Annotated in this window: 26 protein-coding genes and 1 tRNA gene; 13 read left to right on the top strand and 14 right to left on the bottom strand. The window is 64.0% G+C overall.

Translation table 11 applies throughout. The features are described from left to right. Positions 1–30: 30 nt before the first annotated feature. The gene (locus tag D3D01_RS00320) at positions 31–609 is read left to right on the top strand and encodes a metal-dependent hydrolase (protein ID WP_121510872.1); all 579 of its coding nucleotides are present in this window, start codon (positions 31–33) and stop codon (positions 607–609) included. Here the strand turns inward: D3D01_RS00320 and D3D01_RS00315 are convergent. The 3 genes from D3D01_RS00315 to D3D01_RS00305 form a co-directional block, all read right to left on the bottom strand. Then, positions 606–2,237, bottom strand: coding sequence for a GMC family oxidoreductase (locus D3D01_RS00315; RefSeq protein WP_121510871.1), 1,632 nt, complete (start codon positions 2,235–2,237; stop codon positions 606–608). The two genes, D3D01_RS00320 and D3D01_RS00315, sit on opposite strands and share 4 nt — an antisense overlap. Before the next feature lie 332 nt (positions 2,238–2,569). Beyond that, positions 2,570–2,643 (bottom strand) — tRNA-Arg (locus tag D3D01_RS00310). A gap of 77 nt (positions 2,644–2,720) precedes the next feature. Further along, positions 2,721–2,960 (bottom strand): twin-arginine translocase TatA/TatE family subunit, encoded by a 240-nt coding sequence (locus tag D3D01_RS00305; protein ID WP_121510870.1) that lies wholly within the window; start codon positions 2,958–2,960, stop codon positions 2,721–2,723. Positions 2,961–3,337: 377 nt separating this feature from the next. Here D3D01_RS00305 and D3D01_RS00300 point away from each other — a divergent pair, with 377 nt between their 5' ends. The 6 genes from D3D01_RS00300 (at position 3,338) to D3D01_RS00275 (ending at position 7,519) form a co-directional block, all read left to right on the top strand. Continuing rightward, positions 3,338–3,583 (top strand): hypothetical protein, encoded by a 246-nt coding sequence (locus D3D01_RS00300; RefSeq protein ID WP_101349745.1) that lies wholly within the window; start codon positions 3,338–3,340, stop codon positions 3,581–3,583. Positions 3,584–3,643: 60 nt separating this feature from the next. Then, positions 3,644–4,111, top strand: a complete 468-nt coding sequence (locus D3D01_RS00295) for a peroxiredoxin (RefSeq protein WP_101349746.1) — start codon at positions 3,644–3,646, stop codon at positions 4,109–4,111. A gap of 41 nt (positions 4,112–4,152) precedes the next feature. After that, positions 4,153–4,965 (top strand): HD domain-containing protein, encoded by an 813-nt coding sequence (locus D3D01_RS00290; protein WP_101349747.1) that lies wholly within the window; start codon positions 4,153–4,155, stop codon positions 4,963–4,965. 62 nt (positions 4,966–5,027) lie between these two features. Next, on the top strand, positions 5,028–5,426 hold the full coding sequence (locus D3D01_RS00285; protein WP_101351414.1) for a hypothetical protein: 399 nt from the start codon (positions 5,028–5,030) through the stop codon (positions 5,424–5,426). 234 nt (positions 5,427–5,660) lie between these two features. Then, positions 5,661–5,942 (top strand): hypothetical protein, encoded by a 282-nt coding sequence (locus tag D3D01_RS00280; RefSeq protein WP_121510869.1) that lies wholly within the window; start codon positions 5,661–5,663, stop codon positions 5,940–5,942. A 2-nt stretch (positions 5,943–5,944) separates the two neighbouring features. Beyond that, positions 5,945–7,519, top strand: a complete 1,575-nt coding sequence (locus D3D01_RS00275; protein WP_121510868.1) for a methyl-accepting chemotaxis protein — start codon at positions 5,945–5,947, stop codon at positions 7,517–7,519. A gap of 14 nt (positions 7,520–7,533) precedes the next feature. On the opposite strand, the gene D3D01_RS23900 is transcribed toward D3D01_RS00275, so the two are convergent. Both D3D01_RS23900 and D3D01_RS24755 read right to left on the bottom strand, forming a co-directional pair. After that, entirely contained in the window at positions 7,534–7,701 is a 168-nt protein-coding gene (locus D3D01_RS23900; RefSeq protein ID WP_199725358.1) for a hypothetical protein, read from the bottom strand. A gap of 117 nt (positions 7,702–7,818) precedes the next feature. Continuing rightward, positions 7,819–7,944 (bottom strand): hypothetical protein, encoded by a 126-nt coding sequence (locus D3D01_RS24755; protein ID WP_255410216.1) that lies wholly within the window; start codon positions 7,942–7,944, stop codon positions 7,819–7,821. A 232-nt stretch (positions 7,945–8,176) separates the two neighbouring features. Between D3D01_RS24755 and D3D01_RS00270 the strand changes: the two genes are divergently transcribed. Beyond that, positions 8,177–9,424 (top strand): DHHA1 domain-containing protein, encoded by a 1,248-nt coding sequence (locus tag D3D01_RS00270; RefSeq protein ID WP_121510867.1) that lies wholly within the window; start codon positions 8,177–8,179, stop codon positions 9,422–9,424. 2 nt (positions 9,425–9,426) lie between these two features. Here D3D01_RS00270 and D3D01_RS00265 read toward each other — a convergent pair whose 3' ends face one another. The 4 genes from D3D01_RS00265 to D3D01_RS00250 are packed head-to-tail and all read right to left on the bottom strand — an operon-like array spanning position 9,427 to position 13,374. Beyond that, entirely contained in the window at positions 9,427–10,350 is a 924-nt protein-coding gene (locus tag D3D01_RS00265) for a DMT family transporter (protein ID WP_101349751.1), read from the bottom strand. A 7-nt stretch (positions 10,351–10,357) separates the two neighbouring features. Further along, a complete protein-coding gene (surE, locus tag D3D01_RS00260) occupies positions 10,358–11,161 on the bottom strand; it encodes a 5'/3'-nucleotidase SurE (protein WP_101349752.1) in 804 nt (267 codons plus the stop codon). A gap of 36 nt (positions 11,162–11,197) precedes the next feature. Beyond that, positions 11,198–12,643 carry a small ribosomal subunit Rsm22 family protein gene (locus D3D01_RS00255; RefSeq protein WP_121510866.1) on the bottom strand — a complete coding sequence of 482 codons (1,446 nt, stop codon included), beginning with the start codon at positions 12,641–12,643 and terminating at the stop codon, positions 11,198–11,200. Next, positions 12,640–13,374 (bottom strand): prephenate dehydrogenase, encoded by a 735-nt coding sequence (locus tag D3D01_RS00250; RefSeq protein WP_121510865.1) that lies wholly within the window; start codon positions 13,372–13,374, stop codon positions 12,640–12,642. Before D3D01_RS00250 ends, D3D01_RS00255 begins: the two co-directional genes overlap by 4 nt. Before the next feature lie 163 nt (positions 13,375–13,537). Between D3D01_RS00250 and D3D01_RS00245 the strand changes: the two genes are divergently transcribed. Then, positions 13,538–14,311, top strand: coding sequence for a fumarylacetoacetate hydrolase family protein (locus D3D01_RS00245; RefSeq protein ID WP_101349755.1), 774 nt, complete (start codon positions 13,538–13,540; stop codon positions 14,309–14,311). Positions 14,312–14,352: 41 nt separating this feature from the next. Here the strand turns inward: D3D01_RS00245 and D3D01_RS00240 are convergent, their stop codons facing one another. Next, entirely contained in the window at positions 14,353–15,195 is an 843-nt protein-coding gene (locus D3D01_RS00240) for a halocyanin domain-containing protein (RefSeq protein ID WP_121510864.1), read from the bottom strand. A gap of 317 nt (positions 15,196–15,512) precedes the next feature. Here D3D01_RS00240 and D3D01_RS00235 point away from each other — a divergent pair, with 317 nt between their 5' ends. Then, complete coding sequence (locus D3D01_RS00235) at positions 15,513–15,875, top strand: helix-turn-helix domain-containing protein (RefSeq protein ID WP_121510863.1); 363 nt, start codon at positions 15,513–15,515, stop codon at positions 15,873–15,875. Beyond that, on the top strand, positions 15,872–16,174 hold the full coding sequence (locus tag D3D01_RS00230) for a hypothetical protein (protein ID WP_101349758.1): 303 nt from the start codon (positions 15,872–15,874) through the stop codon (positions 16,172–16,174). The genes D3D01_RS00235 and D3D01_RS00230 overlap by 4 nt, the downstream gene beginning before the upstream one ends. A gap of 22 nt (positions 16,175–16,196) precedes the next feature. Here the strand turns inward: D3D01_RS00230 and D3D01_RS00225 are convergent, their stop codons facing one another. Then, positions 16,197–16,772, bottom strand: a complete 576-nt coding sequence (locus D3D01_RS00225) for a halocyanin domain-containing protein (protein WP_101349759.1) — start codon at positions 16,770–16,772, stop codon at positions 16,197–16,199. 170 nt (positions 16,773–16,942) lie between these two features. On the opposite strand from D3D01_RS00225, the gene D3D01_RS00220 reads away from it, so the two are divergent. Continuing rightward, complete coding sequence (locus D3D01_RS00220) at positions 16,943–18,469, top strand: cryptochrome/photolyase family protein (protein WP_121510862.1); 1,527 nt, start codon at positions 16,943–16,945, stop codon at positions 18,467–18,469. Between the two features lie 28 nt (positions 18,470–18,497). On the opposite strand, the gene D3D01_RS00215 is transcribed toward D3D01_RS00220, so the two are convergent. From D3D01_RS00215 to D3D01_RS00205, 3 genes are all read right to left on the bottom strand, one after another. Next, the gene (locus D3D01_RS00215; RefSeq protein ID WP_121510861.1) at positions 18,498–20,252 is read right to left on the bottom strand and encodes an AarF/ABC1/UbiB kinase family protein; all 1,755 of its coding nucleotides are present in this window, start codon (positions 20,250–20,252) and stop codon (positions 18,498–18,500) included. 52 nt (positions 20,253–20,304) lie between these two features. Continuing rightward, on the bottom strand, positions 20,305–22,941 hold the full coding sequence (locus tag D3D01_RS00210; protein WP_121510860.1) for a heavy metal translocating P-type ATPase: 2,637 nt from the start codon (positions 22,939–22,941) through the stop codon (positions 20,305–20,307). A 127-nt stretch (positions 22,942–23,068) separates the two neighbouring features. After that, positions 23,069–23,659, bottom strand: a complete 591-nt coding sequence (locus tag D3D01_RS00205) for an Lrp/AsnC family transcriptional regulator (RefSeq protein ID WP_101349763.1) — start codon at positions 23,657–23,659, stop codon at positions 23,069–23,071. A 154-nt stretch (positions 23,660–23,813) separates the two neighbouring features. On the opposite strand from D3D01_RS00205, the gene D3D01_RS00200 reads away from it, so the two are divergent. Then, positions 23,814–24,899, top strand: coding sequence for a metal ABC transporter substrate-binding protein (locus D3D01_RS00200; protein WP_121510859.1), 1,086 nt, complete (start codon positions 23,814–23,816; stop codon positions 24,897–24,899). Position 24,900: the final 1 nt, after the last annotated feature.

Here is a 24,900-nt window from a genome sequence, read left to right as displayed (position 1 = left end):
ACAAATCACAATCCAGCATAGCACGACACAATGTGGCCGTGGGGACATCTCGCCGTCGCCTACCTCGTCTACGCTGTGTACACTCGGTTCGACCCGACCCGTCGCCAGACAGCGGCCACGCTGACCGCGCTGGCGGTGGGGTCGCAGTTCCCGGACCTGATCGACAAGCCCTTGGCCTGGACGTTCGGCGTCTTGCCGTCCGGTCGGTCACTGGCACATTCACTGCTCTCACTTCTCTTCATTGCCGTAGTCTTGCACCGGCTCGCCGCGCTGTATCGCAGAACGGACCTTTCGACGGCGTTCACGCTCGGTGCGTTCGCACACACGCTGACGGATATGAGCCCGACGGCGGTGGGCGGGGTACTCGGCGGTGACCTGACACAGCTTCAGTGGCTGCGCTTTCTGGTCTGGCCCCTGCAGCCACCGCCGCCGTACGCCAACGACGCCTCCTTCGTCGAGCAGTTCGCGTCGCTCTCGCTCGAGCCGTACGTCCTGTTTCAGTTCGGGCTGTTCGGCCTTGCCGTCGCCGTGTGGCTCGTCCATGGCGCGCCCGGGCTTCGGTCGGTCACTCGCCGGAGCAAGGCCATGTTCACCGACTTCACCGATTAAAGCCGCTCGGAAATATGGTCGGCACATTTCAACGCCAGCGCGGCGATGGTCAGCGTCGGGTTCATCGACCCGGCGGTGACGAACACCGACGAGGACGCAATCGAGAGGTTCGACACGTCGTGGGTCTGCAACTGTGGGTTCACGACGCTCTCTGCGGGGTCCGTCCCCATCCGCGTCGTCCCCATGTGGTGGTACGCCGGGCCGGTGTTTTCCGGCCCGACCGTCCAAGAGACGTCGACGCCGAGTTCGTCCAGAATCGCGTGCTGAATCTCGTTCGCCCGCGAGAGCGACCGCTCCAGCCGGTCGCCCCACGACCACTGGATGTCCGGCACCGGGTTCCCGTGGTCGTCCGTCGTCGAGGTGTCCAGCGTCACGCGGTTCTCCTTCCGCGGCGGCTGGCCGACCAGCCCGCCCATGGCGATGCTGTTGCCGTAGGCGTCCCGCAGACTCGACAGCAGGGTGTCGCCCCACTCCTCGCCTGAGAGGGCGAGTTCGACCGGCGACGGGCCGGCGTAGTTCAGGAACTCCAGTTTCAGCGGCGACAGCGCCCCGTCGGCGGCCTCGACCACCGTCTCGCCGTCCGCGACCCGCTCGACCGGCTGGCCGGGGTCGTCGTAGAACTGGTGGCACTCGCTCGTGAGGAAGCCGACGTGGTTCTGGCGCGTCTCGCGGTCGAGCGTGCCGCCAGCGCCGGCAAACAGGTGGTCCATGAAGTAGCGGCCCACCAGCCCGGACCCGTTCGCCAGCCCCTCGGGGTGGTCCTCGTTGGCCGACAGCAGGAGGAGCCGCGGCGTCTCGACGCCGCCCGCCGCGATGACGAACTCGCGGGCCGTCTGTCGGTGTTCGGTCCCGTCCGGCGTCGCGTACACGGCCGCCTCGACGCGCCCGTCGCCGTCGGTTTCCAGGCGCTGGACCGGCGCCCGGTCGATAACTTTGGCCCCTTCGGCTTCGGCGTCTTCGATGTGGACGCTGGCGTCGTATTTCGCTCCGGAGGGACAGACCGGCTGGCAGGTCCCGTAGCCGACGCAGGGGCCTCGGCCGTCGTAGGGCTCTGAATTGCGGGCGTTGGGGACGGAGTGCATCGTGATGCCCAGCTGCTCGCAGGCCTCGGCGAACAGCGAGTCGCTGTACGACGGCGGGAACCCGGGCAAGGGGTACGCGCCGTCACGCGGCGGCGCGAAGGGGTTGTCCACGTCGCCGGCGACCCCAAGCGCCCGCTCGGCGTCGGCGTAGTACGGCCGCAGGTCGTCGTAGTCGATTGGCCACGCGGGGTCGTCGGTGTCGTGGCTCCCGTCGAAATCCGAGGGGTGCAGCCGCATCACCATCCCCTGCCAGTGCAGCGTCGACCCGCCGACGCCTTTGACCCGTGAGATGTTCAGCGGGTAGTACCGCTCGCCGCTCGCACTGAACGCGTCGCGGTCGCCGCCCATTTCCCAGACGGAGCCGTGGTCGCCGGGTCGAATCGTCTCTTCCATCTGCTGCTCTCGTTTCGACCTGTCGAACCGCGGCCCGGCCTCTAGCACCACGACCTTCTGGCCCTCGCTAGCGAGCTGGCTTGCGATGAGTGCCCCTGCCGGCCCGGCTCCGACGACACAGACATCCGCCCGCTCGGACGGCTCCCGGTCCATTTCAGCAGGAGTTAGGCAAGCCTAAACTTATACGTTGGCATCTCAGGTGCTGTGGGCTGTCTGCACACCGGCGCGATGGGGTCTCGTCGTGTGGCAGGTAAGTCATCAGCCCGGCTCCGCTCTCAGCGGTGACTGCACGGGCGTGGCGGGAGTGAGCAAACGCGGTGCGTTTGCGAGCTACGCCACGGCCGCGAGTGTGTCTCGAGCGGAGGCGAGAAACCACGAAGCGGGCGTGGCGGGATTCGAACCACGGTCGGACGTGCTCGCTTCGCTGCGCGCGACCTCCCTGATTAGAATCCCGCCATGCCGGTTCGCTCCCTTCGGTCGCTGCACGGGCGTGGCGGGATTCGAACCCGCGTTCTAGGGGTTAGGAACCCCTCGCCCTGGTCCACTAGGCCACACGCCCTATCGGATGGTCGATTGAGCGGTGAAAAATCCTTTCGTTATCACTAGCGCCCGCTGAAAACGGAGAAGTGGTCGAGATTACGTCTCGGTTTCCGTCGCTTTCTCGGAAGACTCGGCCGCGTCCACGGTGGACGCGTCGGCCCCCTCTGCAGCGCCGCCATCACGCATCTCTTCGAGTTCCTGTTCGACTTCTTCTCGCCCCTTCTGGAACTCGCCCATGGCTTCGCCGGTCGACCGCGCCAGTTTTGGAATCTTGTTCGCCCCGAACAGCAGGACGGCGATGAGGAGGATGACCATCATCTCCGTCGTCCCGGGCATTCCCGGGAACAGTACTCCGGATGTCCCTAACATTGTGTCCGAAGGTTACGTGGTTGCTATTATAACCTTTTTGCTCAGGATGGCCTGCTGGGTGATTCACCGCCGTCGGGACTGTGTTGGGGCGCTGTATCGGCCTCTTGGCAACAAAACGAGAACACAACTGAGACAGACTTGAGCAGCCTGTGGCAGTGGCCTCGCCGGGGACTGCCGACGAGGCCCGACGTCAGGGGGTTGTGGATCGGACGGAGCGCCACGAGGCACCAGGTTTCCGACTGTTCCATCTCGATGGGCTGGGAACTCAACAGCGAGACCACACCGTGAGCAGCGGACTCCGCCGCCCGGGGATATAACTACTGTCGGGCGCTCAGAGATACCAGATGCCGGCTGATAGCCACACGATGGAAGTCAGGAGCGGACAGGAGGTAACGATTCGACCGATCAAACCCGTCGGGGAGGACGTCGTTCGGGTCGACATTGAGGCCGATGGGGTGTGGCGGCTCGATATCACGCGCGAGGGCGAGATTGCGGATGTCGTCACGACCCGGGACGCAGACGGGACACTCGCGGACCGCGAGCTCCCGGAGTGGATCGACGAGGTCACGGCGAAGTTCGCACAGTTCTGACAGCCGCTGTACTCGCCCGGGTCGGAAAGGGTTTTACCTGCCACGACCCAGGTCGCCACTATGGTATCAGTCGGCGACGCTGCGCCCGATTTCACGGCACCGATAGCAAATGGCGATATCGACGAGATAACACTGTCCGAGGCGGTCGCGGACGGCCCTGTCGTCCTCGCGTTCTTCCCGGGGGCGTTCACCAGCGTCTGCAGCCACGAAATGAACACGTTCCAGGACCGACTGGATGAACTCACCGATGCGGGAGCGACGCTGTACGGCGTCAGCATCGACACGCCGTTCTCACAGAACGCGTTCCGTGACGAACTGGGACTCGAATTCGACCTCGTGAGTGACTCCGGGCGGGAGATAGTCGACGCCTACGACATCTCGATGGACTTCGAGGCACTCGGCGTTCCGAACGTCGCCAAGCGGGCCGTCTTCGTTATCGACGAGAACCAGGAAGTCACGTACGCCTGGGTCAGCGACGACCCTGGTGTCGAACCGGACTACGACGAAGTTATCGACGCCGCCACCTGAGCGGTGGGGGATTTTTCGCGGTGGGCCGTCTGGGTAGTCGTATGAGCGTCGACAGAGACGATACCGGCGGCCGTATCTACGACCCCGAAGCGGACCATGCGTTCCCGGACGGACGACTGAACGCGGTTCTAGACACGATCACGACTGACGAGGAGATTCAAGCGTATCTCGAGGCCCAGAACATCAATCCCGTCGCGCGCAAGCGGTACAACGACCACGGCGCGAAACACATCGGCATTGTCCGAAATCGAGCGCTGTGCCTGTACGACCTCCTCAAGCAGGGGGGCGTCGAGTTCAACGGCGCGGCAGACCACGGCCTCGACGAGGCAGACGAGGCCGTCATCATCGCATTCGCAACGACGCTGCATGACATCGGACACGTCGTCCACCGCGACTCACATCCGTATTATTCGATTCCGCTTGCGGCCGACATCCTTGATGACATCCTCCCGGAGTTCTACGACATCCGTCAGGCGGTACAAATAAAAGGTGAGGTCCTCCATGCGATTCTCTGCCACCACACCGAAGAAAACCCGCTGACGCTGGAAGCCGGCGTTGTTCGGGTCGCTGACGCGCTGGACATGGAGCGTGGCCGGTCGCGGATTCCGTACAAGCGCGGCGGCCGCGGCATCGACACCGTCTCCAGCCAGGCCATCGAGACGGTGACGCTGACCACGGGCGATGACTACCCCGTCCTCGTTGAAATCGCGATGAACAACGCGGCCGGCGTCTATCAGGTCGATAATCTGTTGAAAGCCAAACTGAAAGACTCCGGTCTGGAGGAACACGTCCGCATCGTAGCGCTCAACACCCGAGAGGACGGCAACCAGATCGTCGAACGAATCGAGCTCTAATCCGGATCGACACAACGGTTTTGTACCGTGGTTCCCTAGCTATGCCCATGAGTCTCACACCCATGGATGAGCCACGGGGTGCCCGGGGCAACACGGATGACGGCGACGTGCCGTCGCCCTCGCTTCTGGACCGGGTCAGGTACCGCGTGCGCTCAGCCATTGAGACCATTTCAGTTGGGGAGCGATGCTCTGCATGGCTTGATAGACGTGGTCGAGACAAACCACAGTCACAGATTCACACCGATGGGTTCGCTGACGATGTCGTTGCGCCGCCGGAGTGCCCGTCGATCAGCGACCTGCCGACGCGGTCACGACCATTTACATACCCGACGCGGAATCACACGGAGAGCAACACTGTCGACCTGATCGCAGTTGAGGGCGGAGACCAGCTCACGATGACGCACCCAGACAACTCGGACGCGAAAATAACATCTGATATGTGGATGGACGTCGAGCAGTAACCGCAGAACACCACCTCCTTTTTAATCCGGCATTGCCACTCCCCGCTCACTGGAATGGTTTCAGATCGCTTCGGATAGTGAAGCTGTAACCCGTTCTTTGCCTGTGTAGAACTCGTTATTGTGTACTGTTATTATGTGTGACTAATTGTGGATATATAACGCTGAGCGCGCGGTTATTATCGATTTTGATGCCTCGGACGAGAACCTTTTTTAAACCCAATGGCTTGACCGGGTATGGCTGGCATTGGCCCATTCGGAACACTGGAAGTTGTAGGTCTGCTCGTTGCAGTAATCGGCTTAGTACCCGTTCTCTCACAATACCGGGAGGAAACTCGGTGGTTCACTGCCGGGTATGTCCTCCTTGTGGTTGGCATGGTCGCAACGAATCTTGAAGCGGTCGTTCTCGGTGACGTCCTAAATTTCGTTGAGCACGGCGTCGGAATCGGTGCTGCCGGACTTACCTTCTTCCTGGCCGCCTATCTTCGTCGGGAAAACCGGATCAAGACTGAGGGATAACGATGGTCGGAATTGCACCTATCTTTGATGGGCTGGGCGCGCTGGGGTTTATTGCTGCGACGGCGCTCGGCTGGCTCAATTATCGAGACACGGAGGCTGAATCGGCCTTCTGGCTGACGTTCAGCTTCGCATCCACGCTTGGTGCTGTCTGGACATTCAGCCTTATGCTGGAGAAGGCCGGCATCTACGAGGAGGTGTTCAATCTGGCAACGGGGCCGTTGATGACAGCAACAGTTGCTGTCTTCGCAATCGGGGGCACAGCGACTCTCTCGCTGGTCACAGAGATGCAGGAACTGGTCGACGAGGCAGAGACGAAACGACAGGAAGCAGAGAAAGCGAAACAGAAAGCGGAGGAACAGCGCAAGCAGGCGAAAGACGCACAGCGCGAATCTGAGGAGGCGCGCGCAGAAATTGAGGAACGCGAGGCGGAGCTCGAGCAGCTGACCACGGAGCTTGAATCAACTGCCACGTCATACGGTCAGGCGATGGAACGAGCAGCCGCCGGGGACCTTACTGTCCGGGTAGATGCGGACAGCCAGAACGATGCGATGGCAAGAATCGGGTCGGGGTTTAATTCGATGATGGACGAACTCCAGACCGTTATCGCCGAGATTCAATCGTTTGCACAGCAGGTTGATACGGAAAGCACAGAAGTCACGGGCGGTGCCTCGGATATCCGGTCCGCCAGCGCAGAAGTCGCGGAGAGCACTGAAGAGATTTCGGCCGGAACAGAAACACAGAGCGAGAAAATCAACGAAGCGAGCAGCGAGATGAGCGACTTATCGGCGACGATTGAAGAGATCGCCTCCTCATCAGAAGAAGTCGCTACCCAGTCACAGCAGGCCGCAGAACTGGGTCAGGAAGGCGAAAAAGCGGCCGAAACAGCCGTCGACAAGATGGCTACGCTTGAAGCCCGGACTGACGAAACTGTCTCAGAGGTGGCAAACCTCCAGAACGCTGTCGAGCGAATCGAAGAGGTCGTGAACCTGATAAACGACATCGCGGAACAGACGAACATGCTCGCCCTCAATGCGTCAATTGAGGCTGCGCGTGCCGGCGAAGCGGGTGAAGGATTTGCTGTTGTCGCATCCGAAATCAAATCGCTTGCCGGTGAGACCGCCGACGCAACTCAGGAAGTCGAAACGCTCATTGAGGGCATCGAAAACTCGACCGAAAGTGTCGCCGACGATATCTATGACACGCAGTCAGAGGTCGAGGAAACGCGAGAGACAATCGACGAGACAGCCTCCGTACTGAACCGGATTGTCACCGAGGTCGAGGAGGCCAGCAGCGCGATCCAGTCGATCAGTCAGGCCACCGACCAGCAGGCTGATTCCGGACAGAAGGTCGTCACGATGCTGGACGAGGTAACATCGATCAGCGACCGGACAGCCGACCAGGCACAGGAAGTGTCGGCGGCGACGGAGGAGCAGACCGCGACGATTCAGGAAATCGCGACCAGCGCTGAGTCGCTGTCGGACAGTGCAGATCGACTACTCTCTCTCGTCGCCCAATTTGACGTTCAGGAGCAACAGGCCCGGCCGGGGACTGTGAGTGCGGAGGTGACGACGGACTAACTGAGCGCCGACGGCTACAGATCGTACCGCGCGATAGCACTGGAGTCACAGACCGGGCAGGTCGTCGCGTCCGTTTCGAGGGTCGTTCCACAGCGTCGACACTCCAGATGTGACTGCTGTCGAGCCCCTACGACCCGGCGTAATCGCTCCATCATATTGCCAGACAGGACACCAAGACTCATATCATCAGTCAATCCACGGTGAAAGTGAAAATCGCAAGACATAGGGTCGATTCGGATGGGCGTCAGCCGAGCGTCAGACGCCGCTAACAGACCGTCCGGCCTATACAGCCACCCCTGTTACGCCCGGACCTGCTCCCGATCCTGCTTGCCGGACGCATACAGAAGCGCCAGAACCAGTCCGACTGCAAACAGCCAGACCACCACCAGCAAGAGCACTATCGACTGGACCCCGGTCCCGAGCATGAGCGGTACGCGTCACTGTCGGTACTTAATTAGGAGCTCTGTATCGGGAACGGGGACAGTGCCACACAGCGGATTATGCCGTCGATAACGGTGCAACCGGTGTCGGTCACTCTACAGCCGAATCGACTCGGTGCGCATGAACACTGCGCTCCTGTCGATTGGGTGGTCCCAGACGCCTGCCCGTCCAGGGCACGCCCAGACGTTTTTGTGCACGCCAACGTAGCCACCTCCGATGACGGGAACAGCCGCAGCCGAGCCCACTGTGACGACGTTTACGTCGACCGTCGACCGTATCGATTCGACCGCCGTCGTGCTAACGGAGACGTACTTTTACGCCGAAGGCGGTGGCCAGCCGGCGGACCGGGGGACGCTCGGTGGCGTCGAGGTTGTCGACGTGCAACACCGGGACGGGGACATCGTCCACGAACTGGCCGAACCGCCGTCTTTCGAGCCGGGCGAGTCGGTCGAAGGCGTCGTCGACGCGGCGTTTCGGACCTACTGCATGCGCGCCCACACGGCCAGTCACGTCCTCTACGGCGCTGGCCGCCGGGTGCTGGCGGACCTCGGCTACGGCGGCTTCGACATCAGCGCGACGGTCCCGGAGGACGGGGACGACGACTTCGGCCCCGCCGTCGGCGGCAAAGTGCGGGTGGACTTCGAGACGACGACCGAAATCGACGACTCGACGCTCGCGGACCTCGAACGGCTGACCAACCGCGCCGTCTGGGAGTCCTACGACGTGACCTGGGAGCAAATCCCCCGCGAGGAGGCGCTGGGCCGCGACGACATCGCGTTCAACACGAAGACCGAGGAGGGAATCGAGGGCGAGACGGTCCGGGTCGTCACCATCGAGGACTGGGACGTGGCGGCCTGTGGCGGGACACACGTCGGGAACACCCGCGAAATCGGGCCGGTGACCGTGCTGGGGCGGTCGAACCCCGGCGAGGGGCTGACCCGCGTCGAGTTCGCCGTCGGCCCGCGGGCGATTCGCCAGCGTGCGACCGAACACGAGCAATCCAGGCGGGCGGCACGGGCACTGGATACGAACGTCGCCGGACTCCCGGACGCTGTGGCGGCCCTGCAGTCAGAGCGCGACGACCTCCAGGACACCGTGGCGACGCTCCGGGAGCGCCTCGTCGACGCCCGCATCGCCGACCTGCGGGACGACGCCGTCGAGGCGGACGGACGGAAGTGGCTCGTCGGCACCGTCGCCGGACTCGACGCGAACGGGCTGGCCGACCGGGCGGAAGGTGCCGTCGGCGACGTCGTCGACGTGGCCGCGCTGGTGGACGACGACGGCCAGTACCTGGGCGTCGCGACGACCGGCGACGTCGACGCCGGCGAGGTAGTCGACCGCGTGACCGCGGAGTTCGGCGGCGGTGGCGGCGGCCGGCCGACCGTCGCGCAGGGCGGCGGGCTCGACGCCGACGGAGACGACGTCGTCGCGTTCATCCGTGACACGACGGCCGGCGGCGACTGACTTCAGTCCCCCCGCCTCGGCGTCCCGCCGAACCGCGCGACCTCGTTTCGCAGCGCGTCCCGCTTCAGCAGGCCGAATCCGATAAGAATACAGCCGAACCCGACACCAGTGTAGACCGTCGGCGTCTCGCCAAGGAACAGCAGTCCGGTGGCGGCGGCGACGACCGGCGCAGCGTAAGAGACGAGATTGATCTCGATAGGTCCCAGCCGCTCCAGCAGGTCGAAGTAGATGAGAAAGCCCAGCGCGCTGGCGACGACGACCAGATACAGCAGGGCCAGCACGGCTTCACCAGTCCACTGAACATCGGCTATCGATTCAGCGGCCCCGAGGCTGACACCGTGCATAAGCACCGCACCGAGCAGCATCGACCACGCTTCCATCGTCTCTATCTCCAGATCGTCGTCGACCCGACGGGTCAGCACGCTTCCGAGAGCGAAGGCCGTGGCCGCGAGGAACACCAGAACCAGCGAGACAGTCCGGGGGTTGAGGAGGTTTCCCGGGTCGGGGTTGCTGAGGACGCCGACACCGACGAATCCGACGAGAAGGCCGACGATGCCCAGCGTCGTGAGCCGTTCGTCCGGCAGGAACGCCCGCGCGAACCCGGTCGTGAGAATCGGCGAGAGGCTGACGACGATAGCGGCGGCGGCGCTCGTGGTCCCCTGCTCGCCGACGAACAGGAAGATGTGATACGCCGCAATCATGAGTGTGCCGCCGATCCCTATGACGATCCAGTCGGAGCGGCCCTTCGGGACCCACTGGTCGGTAGCGTACACCGCGTAGCCGAGCATCAACACCCCGGCGAGGTCGTACCGGAACGCAGCAAACAGGATCGGTGGGAAGTACTCCAGCCCGGCTTTGATAGCGGTGAATGCGCTGCCCCAGGCGACTGCGAGCGCGACGAAGAGGATTGCGTTACGGAACCGCATCGTCCGCTCAGTCGGCCGCCTCGTCGCCCGGCTCGTAGGTCTCCGCGATAGCGTCGAGCGCCTCGTGATGTTCCGTCGTGTGTGGCGCAGTCAGCGGCGAGACACTGACTTTTCCGTCGACGACGGCGCGGCGGTCCGTCCCCTCGGGGTCGGGGATGTCGCCCTCGGCCATGTGCTCCCAGATGCGGTCGTGGAGGGTCACGGCGTCGCCATCCTGCACAGCGTCCATCTCGTAGAGGTGAGACGGTCGTGTGACCGTCATCTGTGCGTCGCCCCACTCGGCGACGGGGGCGTTGATGTTCAGGTAGTCGCACTGTTCGAACACGCCGGCATCGACGGCGTGGTCGGCGAGGTAGGTCGTCGCTTTCGCTGCCTCGCGGTAGCTGTCGCCGTTAGCTTCGATATCGGCGAACGCAGCGTCCTCGCGGACCGGGATGTACATAGAGACGGCCATCGCCGGCACGTCGAAGAAGGTAGCCTCGACGGCGGCGCTGACGGTCCCCGAGCGGCCGAGAACGTACGCACCGAGGTTCGCCCCGCGGTTACAGCCCGCGACGACGAGGTCAGCGTCGGTGACGAGCGCTTCCAGTCCCGCCACGACGCAGTCTGAGGGCGTCCCTTCGACGGCGTAGCCGAGTTCGTGCTCGTGGACGGTCACTTCGTGGGAAATAGCCCGCCCGACCGCGCTCTGGTCTTCCGCCGGGGCGACAGCGGTCACGTCGCCGACTGTCGAGAGACCGTCGTACACCGCCCGGAGGCCGGCGCTCTCGATTCCGTCGTCGTTCGTCAGCAGAATCGTCGGCTCGTCCATACGTTCCGTGGGGCCGTCTGCGAGAAAAGCCCACCGCTAGCGCGCTCGGTCGACAACCGTCTCGCCGTCGACGACGACGTTGTACGCCTCCTCGTCGTCGTTCCACAGGACCAGCGCGTTCTCGAAGGACAGCAGGTCGCCGTAGTCGGCTTTCCGGAGGTCTTCGTTCAGTATCGACGCCTCTGTGAGGACGGCGAAGTGGTCGACCTGCTGGCTCCCGTCTCCGAGCAAGTACAGCGGGTTTGCGCCCTCCCGCTCGGCGAGGTCGTGGCTGAGCTTCACGCCCAGAAAGTTCACCCGGTCGGTGACGTAGTTCTCGGCGTCGGCCATCGGTGCGTGGATGCCGCGGTCCGGCGTCACGTCGTGCGTTCGCTTCCCGTCGGTTCGCAGGACGCTGTAGGCGAACTGCACGTCCGTGTTGACGAACTCGCCCGTGCCGCCACCGGCGTCGTCGAGCCGTTTTTGCATCGTCGGAACCGCGATGTCCGGCTTGCGGTCGAACGACCACGACTCGCTGTCGGGGGACTGGTGGGGCCAGAGCCGCACCGTCGGCCCGTACACCGTTGCTGGGCCGCCGTCGGCCACCTCCCGTTCGACGGTTCGGAGCTGTATCGCCGTGTTGCGGTCGGCCGGAGCCAGCGCCAGCAACGTCCCGTCGTCGGCGATCGCCTCGACGTACCGGTAGAGCGTCGCCGCCGCGTCGTCGAGTTCGCTGAGGACGTTCCCGAAGATGACGAGGTCGTAGCCCGCAACCGGTCCATCTTCTCCACCGCTGTCGTCACCGAACGACGACGACGGGTCGAACGCCTCCGCCGTTTCCCGGTGAATCTCCCAGCGGACGTTCCCGCTGCTGCCCTCTAGAAGGTGTTCCAGCACGTCCGCAGCGGCGCTGGGTTCGACCGCGTGGTAGTCGAGCAGGGCGTCGTCGGGGAGCAGGTCCCGCAGGGCCAGCGCCGGGCCGCCGACACCGGCCCCCACGTCCAGCACCCGGAGCTGTGTGGGGAGCAGGCCGTCCGCGGCGAGGTCCGCGAGGACGTACTTCGCCACGGCGTAGTAGTCCGGGAGGTGGTAGACGGCGTAGCCAAGCGCCGTCAGTTCGTCGTACTCGACGGCCTGCCCGCGGAGGTACCGCTCCTTGATGTCGCGGATGCGCTCGCGGAGTTGGTCGCCGCTGTCGCCGCTGTGCCACTCCAGCCCGCCCCACTCTGTCAGCAGGTCGATGACCTGCTGTTCGTAGCGGTCGGGGAACCGGTCGACGCCGTCGAAAGTCACCGAGAGCCGTTCCTCAGGTGCCGGGACGAAGGTCCCGTCCTCGCGCTCGACGAGACCGAGATCAAAGGCTTCCTCCCGGAGTACCTGCCTCACGACGGCGGGGTGGGGCTGGCCCTCGACGTACTCGTGTAGCTCCTCGGGGTCCAGTGGCCGGACGTTCCGGAGGTACTGGGCGTTGTCGCGTATCTGCTGGCGTGTGTCCTGGTTCATGAGAGTCGCTCGTACAGCCGTTCGAAAGTGTCAGCGTCGGCATCGGCGAGTTCCCTGGCCGCGTCAGCCACGGCGTCCGCGCCGTCGAAGGCGTCCTGGATGTCGGCGTACACCCGCGGGTCGCCGCCGGTGACCTGCTCGACAAGGTCGAACAGACCAGCCGAAATCGGCGTCTGGAACCGGTCCGGCACGTCGTCGGCGACCATCGCAAACGCGAGCACCGCTGCATGGGCGCTGGCCTGGACCGTCTCCATGGCCTTATCGTGTTCCGCCGCCGTCGTCTCGAAGCAGTTGTTCCCGGCCGCGGCGAGGGCGTCGACGACGGCCTCGGTCTCTGGCCCCGGTGCGTCGGCGACGACGGCGACGTTGCCGGGCGCGTTCTCGGGGGCGAAAAGCGGGTGAAGGCTGAGTCGCTGGCCGTCGGGCATCGCGTCCTGCATCGCCGCGACGGGGCCGGCCATGCTCCCGGTCACGTCGACGATTGCACCCGTGGCAAGCGGCGCGAACTCGTCGATGGCCGCCCCGGCGACGGGCATCGGCACGGCGACACAGACCACGTCAAAAGTCTCGGCCGCGTCGCTGGCAACAGCGCGCCCGCCGACCGCGTCAGCGGCGGCTTCAGCGGCCGACTGGTCGAGGTCGGTGAAGGCGACGGACGCGTCGGCGTGAGTCCGGACCGTGCGGGCGAACCACCGGCCCATCGCGCCGGCACCGACGACGAGGACGTTCATCGGCCCAGCGTAGCCCGTCCCGTCTCAAAAGCCGTTCGGTCACGCTTCTGCTCGCCGCGACACCGCAGGTGACGATGGACGGGTAGACAGCCGTCGAACAGCCCGCTGTAGTCCGGTTTCCCCCTCCTAAACGCTTATCTGTCGGCCCTGAGAGAACGGTGACATGAAGCGCGTTCGATTCCGTGATACCGCGGGGAACGTCCGGGGGGGTCGCTGGACCGTCGAGGACGGTGAGCCCGTCGTCACCGCCGCCGCCGGACCGTACGGCCGCATCGCCTTCGGCGACGAGTCCTACGACCCCGACGAGGTGGATATCCTGCCGCCCTGCGAGCCGACGAAAGTCGTCTGCATCGGGCGCAACTACGCCGACCACGCCGAGGAGATGGACTCGGAGCTCCCGGACCGGCCGATGCTGTTTCTCAAAGCGCCAAACGCCGTCGCCTCGCACGGCAAGCACCTCACGATGCCCTCGGGGAAGGAGCGCATCGACTACGAGGCGGAACTCGGCGTTGTCATCGGCGAGCAGTGCCGGAACGTCAGCGAATCGGGCGCGATGGATGTCGTCGCAGGGTACACCTGCGTCAACGACATCTCGAACCGCGACGACCAGCGCCAGGAACAGAACTGGGTCCGCGGGAAGGCCTTCGACAACGCCTGTCCCATCGGCCCACTCGTGGCCACCCCAGAACACGTCCCCGAAGACGCCAGCATCGAACTCCGTCTCAACGGCGAGACGAAGCAGTCCTCCTCTCGCGACCACCTCATCTTCTCCGTCCCCGAACTGATCGCCGAAATAACGTCATACATGACGCTGGAACCCGGCGATGTCATCGCCACGGGGACGCCGGAGGGCGTCGGCCCGATGGAAGACGGCGACGAAGTCGAAGTCGAAATCGAAGGTATCGGGACGCTCAAACACAGCGTCAAGATTCCGTAGGCGACCGACACGTCCGTTCCGACGCGGTTCGACGACGATTACTATTCGACAATGATTGCGCCTCTCATCCCCAGGCCTTGGTGCGGTTTACACGAGTACAGGTAGGTCCCGGTTTCCTCGAAGGTGTGCTGATAAGCGCTTCCGTCTTCGGCGACGAGTTCCGAATCGAGCGGCCCATCTCCCTTTGAGACGATGTTGTGGGGACCCCCCTCGCCGGTCCACTCCCAGCGGACGGTCGTCTCAGTCGAAACCTTCAGCGCCGGGGGGTCGAACGCGAACCCCCCGCCGTTGCCTTCCGCGCCGGTTGTGACAGTTGCCGTGTCAGTGCCGGTCCGATCGATAATGGTGCCGTCGAAGTTACTGGATTCTACGAGCCACTCGTCGACCTCTGTGTTGCCTGAAGACGGTGGCTCTTTCACGATAATCGCACCCTTCATCCCATCGTCGCGATGCGGTTCGGAGACGTAGCGGTACTCGCCGGTCTCCTCGAAGAAGTAGTGATACCCCGTCCCGGGCTGGGCGTTTGTTCGGCCGCTGTCAAAGGTACCGTCTACGGCGACTACGTTCTGCTGACCGCCGTGCCCAGTCCAGTCCCAGCGGACTATCGTCCCCGGTGGGACTTCTATGGCCGGTGGGCTGAATGCTAGTCCGCCATCCGTCTCCTGTCCAACCAGGATTGTCGGCCGGGACTCGGGGCCGTACCTGTGGGGTTCGCCGTCGTAGCCGTTGGCATCATCAAGCCAGTCGTCAAGCGATTCAGGCGTCGGTTCAGGCGTCGGTTCAGGCGTCGGTTCAGGCGTCTGTTCAGGCGTCGTGGTTGGCGTCGCAGTTTCGGTCGCTGTTCCGGTTTCGGCCGCTGGTTTCGAACTACTTCCCGAGGACACGCACCCGGCGGTAACGGCGAGCGCTGTCAACCCTGTGCCTGCGAGAAACTGTCTGCGAGTGGAGGGCCGTTGCATAGCAATCTAGCTGTTGTCATTCGATGATAGAAAAGGGAGTGTGCCCTTTCCAGATTCTGGAAACAAACGGTCGCCCTTTATCTGAGGGTGTTTTATATTTCCGACACTGACAGGAAACTGCTACCGGGGTACCGCAGGACATCGGGTCGAAGTATCCCACAGGATTCCCGTCGTTGCCCCGTCATATCGAAACCGAACCGTCCACAGAACCACCTCCACCCGTTCCCTGAGAGGGCCCCTCCGTGGCACACAACGACACGAGCGAGACACAGGCGCTGTTCGACGCTCTCGCCGACCCTGACTGTCGCGACATACTCAGGGTGCTCGACGAGCCGTTGCCAGCCAAGGAGGTCGCCTCGGTCTGTGATCTTCCCCAGACAAGCACCTACCGGAAGCTCGAACAATTGAGCGAGGCCGAACTGGTCGCCGAGGAAACAGAGGTGCGTGCCGACGGCCATCACGCGACGGCGTACGTCCGGGATTGTGACGGTGTGTTCGTTGGTATCGACGCCGACGGCGCGTTCGAGGTCGACGTTCTGCCGACCGAGGAGCGGCCGAGTGATCGGCTCGCCCTCCTGTGGTCTCGTGTCAGCGAGGAACTATGAACGCAGATATCCCACTCATCGTCATCGGATTCAAGACTGTGACAGTGTTACTCGGTGGGCTTATCACCTACTTCGCTGTTCGCGCAGCAGTGAAAACGAGGGCCACCGGACTCACGTATCTCGCCGTCGGATTCGCGACGATTACTGTCGGCTCGTTGCTCGCCGGCGTCGCAGACCAGCTGTTTGGCTTACCGACCGACGTCGCGCTGATAGTCGAGAACGCGCTCACCGCGGTCGGCTTCGCGGTCATCGCGTACTCGCTGTACGTCACCAGCCGCTCCGCGCTGGTAACACGATAAAAATCTGCCAGACAGCGATCCGTTATTCGACGACGACTGCGCCGACCATCCCGAGCGCCTTGTGCGGGACGCAGTTGTAGAGGTAGGTGCCGGTTTCTTCGAACGTGTACTCGTAGGTGGTCCCTTCCTCTGCGACAGCCGAGCCCGAGTCGAGCGGGCCGTCGCCCTCGGATTTGACGTTGTGGCCGGCTCCTTCGCCGGTCCACTCCCAGACAACCGTCGTTCCGGTCGAGACGTTGACCGCTGGCGGGTCGAAGGCGAACGCGCCGCCGTTGCCCTCGGCCCCGACAGCGACTGTGACCTCGTCCTGGTCGGTCATCACGACCATGGAGCCATCGAAGTTCGACGAGTCGCCGACGTAGTCCGCGACCTCGCCCGGCGCTTCGGCGGTTTCCACTCCCCCGCTGCTCTCGGTGTCCATTGACTCGGCATCAGTGGTTTCCATCTCCTCGGCGTCGGTGGCCTCCGTTTCGTCGCTGCCACCATCGCCGCCACTGCCGCCATCGCCGCCGGACCCGCCACAGCCAGCGAGGAGTCCAGCGCCTGATACGGCTGCCGTCGTGCGGATGAACGTCCGCCTGTCGAGGTCGTCTGTCATGCATTTAAACTTATGACTGTGCACGTATAAGCGAGTCGTTTCTGTCGTTTGTCAAGAAACAATAATTGAGGTTTTGACCGCTCCGCTGTCCCGGAATACCAACACAGTTCGGACGGGGATTGATGCTGATACAGGCCCGTAGTGGAACTAATGGGAGTGTCTGTTTGTCGATGACTGTCTGGCTTCGCGGAGACCACCTTGTCCGGCGGTCCGGTCCCGTCGCTCGACGACCTGACGAACCGGTGCTTCTGATAGAATCGGAGTCGTTCGCTCACAAGTTACCGTACCACCCACACAAGCTGATTCTGCTGTTCAGCGCGATGCGGCATTTCCGCGACGAACTGCGCGACGACGGCCGACCGGTCCGCTACCAGCGAGCAGCGACCTTCGAGGACGGACTGGCAGCACATTTCGAAGCCACCCCTGACGACACGCTCGTCACCCACCGACCACAGACTGAGTCTGCACAGTCGCGTCTCGAATCGCTGGTCGCTGATGCCGGCGGAACTGTCGAGTTTGTCGCCGACGAACGCTTCCTCTGCTCACCGTCACAGTTCGACGACTGGTGCAGTGACGGTCGCTACCGTCACGAGGACTTCTATCGGTTCATGCGCCGTGAGACGGGCTACCTGATGGCGAACGGAGACCCCGTCGGCGGCGAGTGGAACTACGACGACCAGAACCGTGAGACGCCGCCCGATGGGTGGACGCCAGCGGACCCCCCGCAGTTCGAGCCCGACGACGTGACCCGGAACGTCGTCGAGTGGGTCGAAACGACCTTCGAGGGAAGCTACGACGAGCGGCCCTACGGCGGTGACTGGGCTGACCCAGACCCGTTCCGCTGGCCGGTCACTCGTCGACAGGCCGTCCGCGCGCTGGACCATTTCGTCACGAACCGACTGCCGGAGTTCGGGCCGTATCAGGACGCGATGCTGGAGGACGAGTGGGCGATGAGCCACAGCCTGCTTTCCACGTCGCTCAATCTGGGACTCCTCGGCCCTGCGGAGGTCATCGAGCGCGCTATCGCCGCCTACGAGGACGGAGACGCGCCGCTCAACAGCGTCGAGGGGTTCGTCCGCCAGGTGCTGGGCTGGCGTGAGTTCCTCCGGCACGTCTACCGCCGGGAGATGCCGGAGCTGGGCGAGGCGAATCAACTCGGCGCGAGCGAGGCCCTGCCGGATTTCTACTGGGACGGTGACACCGACATGGCCTGTCTCTCCGACGTGGTCGACGGGGTTCGGGAGCGCGGGTACTCACACCACATCGAGCGGCTGATGATTCTCGCCAACTTCGGGCTTATCTACGGCGTCGAGCCGGCACAGCTGAACCGCTGGTTCCACGCTGGCTACGTCGACGCCTTCCACTGGGTGACGACGCCGAACGTCGTCGAGATGGGACTGTACGGCGCGGGCGTGTTCGCCACCAAGCCCTACGCCTCGTCGGCGAATTACGTGGACAAGATGAGCGACTACTGTTCGGGCTGTCCGTATTACAAGACGAAGACCACCGGTGACGGAGCCTGTCCGTTCAACGCGCTGTACTGGGACTTCCTCGACCGCAACGAGGACACGCTCCGGTCGAACCACCGGATGGGGCTGATGTATAGCCATGTTGACAACAAAAGCGACGATGAACTCACGGAGATCCGCGAGCGGGCCGCGGAAATTCGGGACATGGCGGCCGAGGGCGAACTCTGAGCGCCGCTGCGCGTAACAGCGGGGTTCCCTACTCTTCTCTCTCAGTCGCGTCAGTCGCCTGCCGCTGTCGCATTTCGTGGCGGGTGAACTGCGGCGACGACAGCGCCGGTCCGCGACTCCGGCGGAACGACCACGCGAGAATTCCGACCACCGCCGCGCTCCCACTCAGTGCGAGGGCCGCAGGCTGAAGCCCGCTCACGGTGTAGAGGTAAGCACTCACCGGCACGCCGGCACTGGCGACGATACCGAGCAGGAGTCGCTTGGCGAGCACCCGACTCAGTCCGTCGGAGTCTTCGAGGACGGTCTTGACGAGCAGTTCTTCGCGCTCGACTCTGTCAAGTGTGTCCTCCACCTTCGGCGCTGTCCGCACCGCTGATCGGGTCGACGATGTCACCGCGTCCTCTAGCTCTGTTTTCACCTGCTCTCGCACGTCGTTCACAGCGCCTCGCTCCATGACGTACTCGGAAATGATTTCGATGAAGTCGAACTCGGGGTCGAGCGTCCGACAGACGCCTTCGAGGACCGTCGTCACCCGAACCACCAGCGCCAGGTCCTGCGGGAGCCGCATCGGAAACTCGTACAGTTGCGTCTCAAACTGGCCCACTAGCTGCTCGATGCGGTACTCACTGATGTCTTCCCCGCGGAACTGTTCGATGACGATGTCGAACGCCTCCCGCATCACCCCGCGGTCGGCCATCGGGTCTAGCGCGCCCATCTCGACGAAGGCGTCCATCACGCGGTCCACGTCATCAGTCGCCAGTCCGACGTAGAAGTCAAGCAGTTGGTCCTGCGTCCGGGGACCGAGGTAGCCCGTCATCCCGAAATCGTAGAACACGAGCGTCCCGTCTGACTGGACCGCCAGATTGCCGGGATGTGGATCGGCGTGAAAGAGGCCGTCCTCGACGATCATCTGGATGTACACCTCTTCGAGCCGCCGGACGAGTGCCGGCCTGTCGATGCCGAGGTCGTCCAGCCGCTCCACGTCGTCGATCTTCACCCCGTCGAGGTACGTCATCGTCAGCACGCGGTCCGTCGAGTGGCTCTCGACGACATCCGGGATGGCGATGTCGTCGTCGTTTGCGAAGTTGTCGCCAATCTCCCGAAGCATCCGCGCCTCGTGGCCGTAGTCCATCTCTCGGCGGACAGTCGTTGCGAACTCCTCGGTGAGGTTTTCTAGCGTGAACGCCTGACCCGGGTCCGCGCCGTAGGTGAGCACTGGTAGCAGCGTCGACAGTACGCGCAGGTCGGTCTCGACGCGCGTTCTGATGTTGGGTCGAAGCACTTTCACAGCGACCCGCTGGCCGTCGACGCGTGCTTCGTACACCTGCCCGAGCGACGCCCCGGAAATCGCCGTGGTGTCAAACTCCTTGAACAGCGCGTCGATATCGTTGCCCAGTTCCCGTTCGATGACGGGCTCGATGGTCGCCCACGCGTCCGGTGGGACGTTGTCCTGCAGTTCAGAGAGCACGTCGACGTACGCTCGCGGCAGCGCGTCGGGCCGGGTCGACAACATCTGTCCGAGTTTGATGAACGCCGGGCCGAGGTCGACAAAGGTGTCTTTCAGGTAGCGTGCGCGCCGCGTCCGGGTTTCGGGGGCCACTGTCCGGGACCGTCCGAACAGAAGGTACCGCTTGCGGTCCCGGCCCCACTGCCAGAGCAGCGGGACGAACTGCCAGACGATGACCAGCGCCCGCCAGAGCGCCCGGAGCCGAACGCCGACGCCGCCTGGCTGTGACACTGTCTGTCCCGTCGGCTCGTCGGCGACACGCTCCTCAGCAGTCACTGTTCGCAACTGAGGCCCGGCGACAAATGAGTCTGCTGGAGACGGTCCTCGCTCAGCGCCGGAGGAAGCCCAACAGCCGATACGCCGAATCCGGCGTGTACCGGCGGAATGCGAGGCTGTTTGCGAGAACGGACACGGATGAGGCGGCCATCGCGGCGGCGGCGAGCACCGGCTGAAGGAGTCCCAGCGAGGCCAGCGGAATCATCACCGTGTTGTACCCCAGCGCCCAGAACAGGTTCTGCTTGATTTTCTGGAGCGTGGCCTCGGAGATTCGGATGGCCTTCACCACGTCGGCGGGGTCGTCCCGGAGCAGCGTCACGTCCCCGGCTTCGATTGCCACATCGGTCCCGGAACCGATGGCACAGCCGACGCTCGCGGCCGCCAGCGCGGGCGCGTCGTTGACGCCGTCGCCGACCATCATCGCCTGGTCGCCGTCGCTCTGGAGGTCGTCGACGGCGTCGGCCTTGTCTTCCGGCAACACGTTGGCCATCACGTTGTCGGGGTCGATGCCGACTTCCTCGGCGACAGCGCGGGCAGTCCGCTCGTTATCGCCGGTGATGAGCCAGACGCCGAGCCCGCGCTCTCGCAAACCGCTTACGGCGGCCTTCGCGGACTCTTTGACTGTGTCGGCGTCGGCGACGATACCGATGAGGCGGTAGTCCGGGTCGCCGTCGCCCTCGATGCCGTCATCGCCTTCGTCCTCGGCCAGCGCGACCAGCATCGCCGTCTTCCCTTCTCGCTCGAGTGTGTCCATCCGGTCCTCTGCCGGAGCGGTGTCGACGCCGGCCTCGGACAGCAGTTTCCGGTTGCCGACGAGGACGCGACCGTGGCGCGTCGTCGCTTTCACGCCTTGGCCGGGGACGTTCTCGAACTCCTTGGGGTCCTCCACCTCGATACCGCGCTCGCGTGCACCGTCGACGATGGCCTCGGCAAGCGGGTGTTCGCTGGCGTGTTCGGCGCTGGCAGCGACTTCGAGGACGAACTCTTCGGTCAGCTCGCGCCCGGGCTTGAGCGTCCCGCCGTCCGTAGCGGGACCGACGACTTCCACGTCCGTGAGTTCCATTTCGCCTTTCGTCAGCGTCCCCGTTTTGTCGAAGACGACCGTGTCGACCTCGTGGACGCGTTCGAGCACGTCCCCGCCCTTGAACAGGACGCCGTTGCGCGCGCCGATAGCCGTCCCGACCATCGTCGCGGCGGGCGTCGCAAGTCCGAGCGCACAGGGACAGGCGATCAGGACGGCAGAGGCGAACACGACGACCGCGAACTCGCTCACACCGACGCCGGCCGGGCCGCCCGCGGCCAGCCCCCACAGCGGGAGCGCGTCGACGACGGCCGCCAGCGTCTCCGGCACGACCGCCCACAGCACTGCCCAGAGGACGGCGTTGCCGATGACCGCCGGGACAAAGTACGCCGAGATGCGGTCGGCGACGTTCTGGATGTCGGGCTGGCGTGACTGGGCCTGCCGGACCCGCTCGGCTATCTGCTGGATGGCCGTCTCGGAGCCGACCTTCGTCGCCTCGATTTCGAGGACGCCGTTCTGGTTCACCGTCGAGCCGATGACCTCGTCGCCCTCGCCTTTCTCGACCGGGACGGACTCGCCGGTCACCATCGACTCGTCTACCGCCGAGTCGCCGTCGACGACGACGCCGTCGGTCGGAACCTTCTCGCCCGGCCGGACCTTCAGCCGGTCGCCGACCCCGACCTCGTCGATAAGCATCTCTTCCTCGCTGCCGTCCTCGCGGACGACCGTTGCCGTGTCGGCCTCCATTTCCAGGAGCTGCTGGATGGCGGCCCCGGCCTGACTTTTCGAGCGGGCTTCGAGGTAGTTCCCGAGCGTGATGAAGACGAGAATCAGCGCGGCCGTATCGAAGTACAGCCCCGTGCTCGCGATGAGGTCCGCCAGCGCGGCCACTGAGTAGAGGTACGCCGTCGAGGACCCCAGTGCGATGAGGACATCCATGTTCGCCCGCCCGTTATTGACAAGCGCCTTGTAGGAGTTCTCGTAGAAGGGCTTGCCAAGGAGTATCTGGACCGGCGTCGCCAGCGCGAAGGCGACCCAGCCCTGTGGGACGCCCAGAACCGTCTCGCGGAAGAGACCGAGCGAGAACAGGTGGTCCGCCATGAACAGCAAGAGCGGGGCCGAGAGAACCGCTCCAAACAGCGTGAGCCGAAGTTGTCTGCGCGTCTCCTCGTTGCGCGCGGCGGCGCGGCGATCAGCGCCGGACTGCTCACCGCCGTCGCTGTCGTCGGCGTTTGCACTCTCGCTGCTCTCTCTTACGGGCGTGTAGCCGGCGGATTCGATAGCGTCGTAGAGGTCCGAACGCGACACGTCGGCCGGGTTGTAGGTGACCTGACCTTCGTCGGTGGCGTAGTTCACGCTGGCTTCGATGACGCCTGCAGTCTCCTCCAGCGCCTCCTCGTTTGCCTCCGCGCAGTTCGCACACGACATATCGGTGATGCCGATGGTCACCGTCTCCGTCGCCACGCCGTAGCCAGCGTCCTGTACGGCCGTGACGATATCAGCTAGCGATACCACATCGGGGTCGTACTCGACGCTCCCCTCGTCGGTGGCGTGGTTCGCGTCGACGGATGTAATCCCGTCCAGTTCGCCCACCGACTCTTCGATGGTGCCCGCGCAGTTGGCACAACTCATTCCCGTCAGTTCGAGCCGGGTGGTCCGGTTGCTCATCTTGTCTTACTGTACGCCCCCCGTATTCATGCGGTTTGTCCCTTTGACTCGAAGGTCAGACCCGGCTGCTTAATTTAGAACTAAACTCGAATAGCCGATAAGTTTCCATTCTGAACCCCGAACCGGTTCAGGCCCCTTCTTTGAGCGATTCGTACTGGTCGACGAACCGCTCGGCACAGGAGCCACAGCAGAAGTAGTACCGCTCCCCGCCGAGCGTTCGCTGTTCCCCCTCCTCGTCGACGGAGTTGCCACACTCCGCGCAGTCGGGCGCGAACTCCGCCGCACCCAGCCCGGCGGTCCATTCGGTGTCCGCAATCATCCGGACCTCGTAGCGATCCACGTCCCCGAGGTCGACGTGTTGGGAGAGGAGGTCGCTCGCGTCGGCCTGAGAGACGTTCGCCACCAGTACGACTCGGCCACCAGCGGTCCGATAGACCCGCTCGACGGCGTCTGCGTCGCTGACCGCTGTAGCGATGTCGGCGGCCCGACCCGGCTTCGCAGTGACTTCGATCAGAACCGGCACGCCGGCCTGTAGCAGTGAGCGGTCGATATCGACGGTAAATCCCTGTATCAGTCCCATTTCGACGAGCCTGTCGACCCGATCGGAGACGGCAGGGGCCGAGAGGTCAACTCGTTCGGCGATGTCGCTGTATGGTCGCCTCGCGTCTTCGAGTAGCAGTCGGAGAATTTCGTGGTCCGTGTCGTCGAGTCCGGGCATACCGGACCAACTTCCAGCGCCGGTTTATGTGTTGTGTCCACCCGCGTCTGTGCCACAGAGCTGCCTTCAGGTACGAGCTGGCTTGCGAATTAGACTAGTCTAACACTATAGTTAGATAGAAACTATTATATTCTTCTTCGACAGCAAGCCACACATGGAAACTAACCAACCCTGCGACGAGCGGCCGTATGGAGTCACCCGCAGGCAGGCACTCAGTGCCGGAGCCGGAGCCCTTGCGACCGGCTTTGCCGGCTGCCTGACCGGCGGCGGGAGAGAGGCGGCATCGACTAGCAGCGGCGGGACGGACGGTTCGGACGGACCGGTTGCGGTCGCGTCGTTCTTCAGCTTCTACGACTTCGCCCGCAAGGTCGCACGCGGGACGCCGATAACGGTCAAGAACCTCATCCCGACTGGGTTGCACGGCCACGGCTGGGAACCGGACGCCGGGATCACGCGAGATATCATCGACGCGGACGCGTTCATCCACGTCGGCCCGGACTTCCAGCCATGGGCCGACCGCGCGATTCAGACGCTCAAAGACGACAACGTCGATACCGACCTCATCAATGTCCGCGAGGGTATCGAACTCGAATCGCTCGCGGCGAGCCTTGACCGCGACGAAGAGGGCGTCGGGCAGAACAGAGCCAGCGACCCTCATTTCTGGCTTGACCCACAGCGCGCGAAACAGTCGGTCGACAACATCACCGAGGGGCTGGTCGCGCTCGCCTCGGACGCTGAAGACACGCTCCGGGACAACGCCAATACGTACAACGCTGAGGTCCTCGACCGCATCGACGCGGACTACGCCGATATTTTCGACCGGGCCGACAGAAACGTGGTCCAGCTCGCGGCGCACAACGCATTCCAGTACATCGGAACGCGCTATGGCGTCGAGATGCGCCCGCTTGTGGTTAACCTCGCTGCCAGCGGTGACGTGAAACCCTCTGACATCACTGAGGCGAAAGCGGTCATCGAGGACAACGATATCCGGTACATCGGAGCCGGCGTCTTCGAGACGCGCAAACCAGCGAAGCAGCTACTCGCCGAAACACCGGTCGAAGCCTACTACCCGGTGACGCCATATGCTGGCGTCCGTGAGGAGTGGGTCGAAAACGGCTGGGGATACGAGGAAATCGCTTACCAGATAAATATGCCGACGTTCGAGGTCGTTCTGGGCAACACGGCTCCTGAAGACGCGGGCCCCGACGGCTGGAGCGAGAAGTGGCGGAATTTCGAATAAA

It is taken from the genome of Haloarcula sp. Atlit-7R (genome assembly GCF_003666065.1).
In the GTDB taxonomy this organism is placed as follows: Archaea; Halobacteriota; Halobacteria; order Halobacteriales; family Haloarculaceae; genus Haloarcula; species Haloarcula taiwanensis.
This window is presented reverse-complemented; position numbering and strand designations above follow the sequence as displayed.